4 protein-coding genes and 1 pseudogene are annotated in these 5,875 nt (G+C 76.2%); all 5 read right to left on the bottom strand.

The window, feature by feature from the left end:
• Nucleotides 1–336: pseudogene (locus FGW31_RS34815) on the bottom strand (lantibiotic dehydratase); the annotation flags it as partial.
• A 238-nt stretch (nt 337–574) separates the two neighbouring features.
• Nucleotides 575–829 carry an acyl carrier protein gene (locus FGW31_RS34810; RefSeq protein WP_142193067.1) on the bottom strand — a complete coding sequence of 85 codons (255 nt, stop codon included), beginning with the start codon at nt 827–829 and terminating at the stop codon, nt 575–577.
• Nucleotides 826–1,839 carry a threonine ammonia-lyase gene (locus FGW31_RS34805; protein WP_142193068.1) on the bottom strand — a complete coding sequence of 338 codons (1,014 nt, stop codon included), beginning with the start codon at nt 1,837–1,839 and terminating at the stop codon, nt 826–828. Before FGW31_RS34805 ends, FGW31_RS34810 begins: the two co-directional genes overlap by 4 nt.
• Nucleotides 1,836–3,329: an amino acid adenylation domain-containing protein gene (locus tag FGW31_RS34800; protein WP_142193069.1), complete on the bottom strand. Its 1,494-nt coding sequence runs from the start codon at nt 3,327–3,329 to the stop codon at nt 1,836–1,838. Before FGW31_RS34800 ends, FGW31_RS34805 begins: the two co-directional genes overlap by 4 nt.
• Entirely contained in the window at nt 3,329–5,653 is a 2,325-nt protein-coding gene (locus FGW31_RS34795) for a lantibiotic dehydratase (RefSeq protein WP_142193070.1), read from the bottom strand. Before FGW31_RS34795 ends, FGW31_RS34800 begins: the two co-directional genes overlap by 1 nt.
• Nucleotides 5,654–5,875: the final 222 nt, after the last annotated feature.

Raw genomic sequence — 5,875 nt, 5'->3', positions numbered from 1 at the left:
GCGCTGGTCCACGCCCGGCGTCCAGCGCAGGAACGGCGCGATGCCGGAGCTGAGCACCGGGCGGTTCTGCCAGGCCACGGCCTCGCGGAAGGACGGCATGCGGGCGATGTCCTGGAGGGTGTGCGCGGTCTCCACGGCGGCATCGGCGAAGAGGCGGGCGAAGTCCTCCCAGCCGGCGCCGTCGAGGGGGGCGTCCGCGTCGAACTTGTCGGCCGCCTCGGCCAGTCCGGCCGGGGCCAGCCGCAGTACCCCGTCGGCGGGGAAGCCGGGGCCGCGCAGCGCGAACTGCTCCCACAGGCGCCAGCGGCCGAGGGACGGTACGAGGTCGTCGGTCATGGCAGGGCTCTCCTTGCGAGCGGGGGACGGACGGGCGGAGGGACACGGGGGCGACGGGCGGGTGGAGACCTCGGGCGGGCGGGATCGGACGGTCGGGCTGTCCGGCGGCAGGCGCGGAGGGGCGGACGGTCGGGCTGTCCGGTGGCGCGCGGGGAGGAGCCGGCAGGACCCGCCCCCGGTCCTCGTGCGGGTGGGCCGCGCCGAGGACCGGTGGGGCGCGCGGTGGTGGCGCGCCGGGTCAGGCGCGGCCGTAGTCGGTGTCGACGACCTCGGCCAGGTCCCGCGGTGTGGGGTAGGCGAAGACCAGGGAGACCGGCACCTCCGCGCCGATGATCTGCTCGAGGTGGCCGGTGATCTGGAAGGCGGTGAGCGAGTCGCCGCCGGCCTCGTAGAAGTCGGTGTCCTCGGTCAGGTCGGGCAGGCCGAGCACCTCGCGGAAGATGTCGACGAGCAGGTCGGCGGTACGGGTGGCGGTCGCGGCGTTCTCGGTCATGGTGCGTGCTCCTCGGTGGTGGTCGCCACGGTTGTTTCCGTGGGGTCGGTGGTGTCCGTGCGGTGCAGGGCGTGCAGGCGGGCGGGTGTGTTGCCGCCCGAGACGACGGCCACGGCCCGTTCGCGGCGGCCGACCCGCAGGGCTCCGGCCAGTGCGACGGCTCCGCTGGGTTCGGCGTCGACACCGAGGCGGCGCAGCAGAGCGGCGGCGGCGAGGATCTCGTCGTCGCCGACGGCGATCAGGTCGTCGACGCGGTCGCGGATGATCGGGTAGGGGACGCGCCCCGGCCGCTGGCCGCGCAGGCCGTCGGCGACGGTGGTGCAGGGCGGCAGCTGAACGGGGTGCCCGGCGGCCAGGGAGCGGCCGTAGCGGGGTGTGCGGGCCGGTTCGACACCGACGATGCGGACCGGGTGGACCGCGGCGGCGAGGCAGACACCGGCGAGGAGTCCGCCGCCGCCGGTCGGGACGTACACCGTCTCGGTGTCGGGGGCGTCGGCGAGGAGTTCGGAGCCGACCGTGCCCTGCCCGGAGACCACCAGGCGGTGGTCCGAGGAGGGCACGAGGGTGGCGCCGGTCTCCTGCGCGAGCGCGCCCGCCCGCTCCTCCCGCTCGGCCACTCCCCCGCCCACGCGGACGGTCTCGGCGCCCAGCGCGCGGATGGCGGCGGCCTTGGCGGGGTCCGCGCCCGCCGCGAGGACGACGGTCAGACGGACGCCGAGGGAGCGGGCGAGCAGGGCGAGGGCGATGCCGTGGTTGCCCGACGAGCCGGTGACGACCCGCTCGGCCCCGAGCGCCAGGAGGGCGTTGGCGGCTCCGCGTGTCTTGAACGAGCCGCCGTGCTGGAGGTGTTCCGCCTTCAGCAGCAGTCTCGTGCCGGGCGCCGCGGACACCGGGCCGCTCAGCAGGGGCGTGCGGCGGACGTGCGGGGCGATGCGGGCGGCGGCCGCGACGACGTCGGCGGGGCCGGGCAGGGTGTCGGCCGTGGCCGGCCGCAGCCCGGTGGCGGTCACGGGGCGCTCCCCGCGACCAGTCGGCGGCGGTCCGCCTTGCCGCCGCGGGTGGTGGGCAGCGCTTCGTGGCGCCGGAAGTGCCGGGGCATCAGGTGCTGCGGCAGCGAGCGGGCCATGTGGGCGCGCAGTTCCGCGTCCGTGACGGCCGGGTCGCCGGTGACGTGGGCCACCAGGTACGTGCGTCCCCGGTCGTCGGTGTGCGCGGTGACCACGGCGCCGCTGACGCGGGGGTGGGCGAGCAGGGCTCCTTCCATCTCGGCGGGGTCCACGCGGTAGCCGCGGATCTTGATCTGCCGGTCGGTGCGCCCGACGTAGATGAGGCCCTGCGGGCCCCACCGTCCGAGGTCGCCGGTGCGGTAGAGGCGCGCGCCCGGCGGGCCGTAGGGGTCGGGCAGGAAGCACTCGGCGGTGCGGGCCGGGCGCCCGCCGTAGCCCCGGGCGAGACCCGCGCCGCCGATGTACACCTCGCCGACGGTGCCGTCGGGAACGGGCGTGAGGTCGGTGTCGAGCACCCGGACGACCGTGCCGGGGCGGGGTGCTCCGACCGTGTCCTCGGCCGTGTCGGGCTGGTCGGGGACGCGGTGGCGGGTGGTGGTCATGGTGCACTCGGTCGGTCCGTACTGGTTGACGAGCGTGCCCGGGACCGTCCGCCGTCCGCCGGCGGCGAGGAAGGGGCGCAGGGACTCGCCGCTGGAGGCGACGAGGGTGACGCCGCGCAGCGGGTCGGGCAGGTCCGGTTGCCCGGCCAGGTGGGTCAGGAAGGAGGGGGTGGTGCTGAGCAGCGCGGTCACCCGGTGTTCGCCCACGGTGCGGGCGAAGTCGGCGGGCCGCAGCAGCCGGGAGCGTTCCACGATCACCAGGCGGGCCCCGGCCAGCAGCGGGGCGAAGGTGTCCCGGATGGAGGCGTCGTAGCCGAGCGGTGCCGTCTGCAGGGCCACGGTGTCCGGGCCGAGACCGAAGGCGCGGGCGGTGTCGCGCAGATAGGCGTCGAGGGCGTGGTGCTCGACGAGGACGGGGCTGGGCTCGCCGGTGCTGCCGGAGGTGTGGCTGACGTAGGCCAGGGCGCGCGGGTCGACCCGGGCGGGCGGTGCCGCGGGGGTTTCCGGCCGGGTGGCGGGGCCGTCCAGCAGGATCGTGGGGAGGTCCGGGTCCAGGGCGCGGGAGTGTGCGGAGGTGGTCAGCAGCAGCCGGGTGCCCGCGCTGCGGACGAAGGCCGCGAGCCGGTCGCGGGGCTGGGCCACGTCCAGGGTGAGGAAGGCGGCTCCGCAGCGGATGACCGCGGCCATCGCCGCGACCGCGTCGGCGCCGTGCTCGACGGCGACGGCGCACACCGTCTCCGGGCCGGCGCCGTGGGCGCGCAGCAGCCGGGTCAGTTCGCCGGTACGGGCGGCGAGGCGGCCGTAGGTGACCTGCCCCGTGGGGGTGTCCAGCGCGATGCGGGCCGGGTGGCGGGCCGCGTGCGCGGCGAGGTCGTCGGCGACGGTGCGCATCAGGCCTCCTGGGTGCCGGTGACGGTCAGGTCGACGGCCACGAAACGGAGTTCGGAGGTGTAGCGGTGCCCGTCGGCGTCGGTGAGCCAGGCCTGTTCGGGGGTGGGCAGCATCTCGCTGACCTTCAGGCGGGCCCCGGGGTCCTTGCGGGCGAGCCGGCGGGCCGCCTTGGCGAGGATGGTGACGTACACGGGGCTGTCGAAGTCGACGTAGAAGGGGCGGGGTTCGGCCGGGGAGACGACGAACACGAAACGGGGCAGGTCGTGGCGGCGCTGCCAGTGCCGGGCGCGGACGAACCGGGCGGCCTCGCTCTTGTCGTCGGCGAAGTCGACGTCGGCGACGGGCAGTTGCCAGGTCTCCCGGGCCACGGTCATACGGTCGATGGTGATGCGCGGGGTGTGCTCGCCCTCGGGACGGAGGGTGAAGCGGTCCATGACGCGCTGGGTGAGGGTGTTGGCGTAGGCGTCGAGGACGTCGTGGACGGTGCCGTCGGGCAGGACGGCCGTCAGGTGGCCGTCCCGGTCCTCGACGCGGACGTCCGCGCTCTGCACCGAGTTCGGGCGGTGCGGGTCGCCGGTCTGGTCGACCAGGGTCACGTAGTGGTCCTCGGGCCGGTCCAGGGAGGGGCGGCTGCGGGTGGACCACCTGAGCGGCAGCTCCTTGGGCAGTGTGGGCAGCAGACGGGGGCCGGGGAAGTCGCGGGTGGTCTCGGCGACGAGCCGGTCGCGGTCGGGGTGCTGGTGGACGAAGAGGGAGGCGCCCATGGTGTTCAGGGCGCAGTGCATCTCGCCGAGGACGAGGTCGACGTCGCCGCGGGCGAGGGCGTCCGCGTCCTCGGCGACGACCAGGACGTCGGGGCTGATGTAGCGGGCGAGGGACCAGCCGTCGCCGGGCTCGTCGAACTCGCGGCGCACGCGGTCGGCCAGTTCGGCCGTGGTCAGGCGGACGCGGCGGGCGTCCGGCGGGAGGTCGAGGATCCGGGCCCACTTGGCGCGCAGTTCGGCCTGGGCCGCGTCGATCAGGTCGCCGGCGTCGGGGTGCGGGGAGGGCAGGGTGTTCATCCACAGGGTGGCGAGGTCCACCGGGGTGCCGTCGGCGCTCAACCGGGCGTGGACGGTGCGCAGGCGGGCACGGATGGCGTCGGCGAAGCGGTTCGTCATCCAGCGGGCGGCCGTCAGGCACAGCTGGAGGGGTTCCAGGTGCGCCAGCAGGGCGGGGCCGGCCGTGGCGGTGGCGGAGCGCCGGGAGTCGGAGTACACCAGTCCGCGGCAGGGGGCGGTGCGTGCTCCCTTGGCGCGCTGGGCCTCGCTGTCGGTGAGCGCGGCGAAGTCGGCCTCCAGGGCGCCGATCGCGGCGGTCAGCGCGGCGGCGTCGGTGCCGGCGGCGCGTACGGCGTCCCGGCCGCGCTCCAGCACGGCGAGGCCGGCCAGGGCACGCTCGCGTGCGGCCTCGTCGGGGACGCGCTCGAGGATCCGGCGCAGGGCCAGGTCGGGGTGGGTGGCGGCGGGCACCTCCAGGCGCCGGGTCACCCAGCGCCGGCGGACCAGTTCGTCCACGATGGCGGCCACCTCGCCCGGGTCCAGGGCCAGTTCGGCGGCGATGGCGGCCAGGTGCCGGGTGCCGTCGCAGTGCCGCAGGACGGCCTGCTGCAGCTCACCGACGGGCTGGGCGGGCCGCCCCGGGACCCGCACCGTGCCGTCCTCGCAGCGCACGAAGGACATCCGGCGCGGCGGGATCCACCGCATCAGCTCCTCGTCCTCGGCGAGCACCTTGGCCAGGGCGTCGACGGCCCAGCCGGAGAAGTAGACCTCCTGCGCGGCGAGGAAGCCGCGGCCGGCGTCCACGGTGACGGCGTGCGGCGCGGACGGGTCCCAGCGGCCCCAGCCGACGGGTCCGAAGAAGCCGATCGTGTCGTTCTTCACGCAGAACCGCTGCCAGTAGTGGGCGACCAGCTCCTCGCGCTGGCGGGGCATGCTGCTGCGCTGGTCCACGCCCGGCGTCCAGCGCAGGAACGGCGCGATGCCGGTGCGCAGCACGGCCGGGTTCTGCCAGGCGAGGGCCGCCTGGAAGCGGGGCAGGCCGGCGATGTGCTGGAGGTGGCGGGCGGTGTCCACGGCAGCCGCCGACAGTTCCTCGGCGAAGGCCTGCCACTCGGGTCCGGACAGATCGGCGCCGGGGCCGAACTTGTCGGCGGCCTCGGCCAGTCCGGGCGGGGCCAGGCGCAGCACGCCCTCGGCGGGGAAGCCGGGGCCGCGCAGCGCGAACTCCTCCCAGAGCCGCCAGCCTCCGCCCGGCAGCAGGACCGGTGCGTGCTCGTCCGACATCAGGTGCTCCTTCCGGAAAGGGGGTGCGCGGGGAAGCCGCACGGCGCTCGGCCGGACCGTGGCCGCCGCCGGGACGCCGGGCTCCCGGCAGGACAGCACCGTCCCGCTCCGGGGCGGCACGGCACCAGAGAAGATCCGGCAGCAACGCGCGCCGCGGGCTCGGCGCGTTCGTCCCTGCCCCGCGCGGGTGGACGCCCGGCACGCTGTCGGCGTCGGCCCCGA

The organism is Streptomyces calvus (assembly GCF_006782915.1).
GTDB lineage: Bacteria > Actinomycetota > Actinomycetes > Streptomycetales > Streptomycetaceae > Streptomyces > Streptomyces calvus.
The sequence above is the reverse complement of the archived record's forward strand: the minus strand, read 5'-3'. Positions and strand labels throughout refer to the sequence as shown.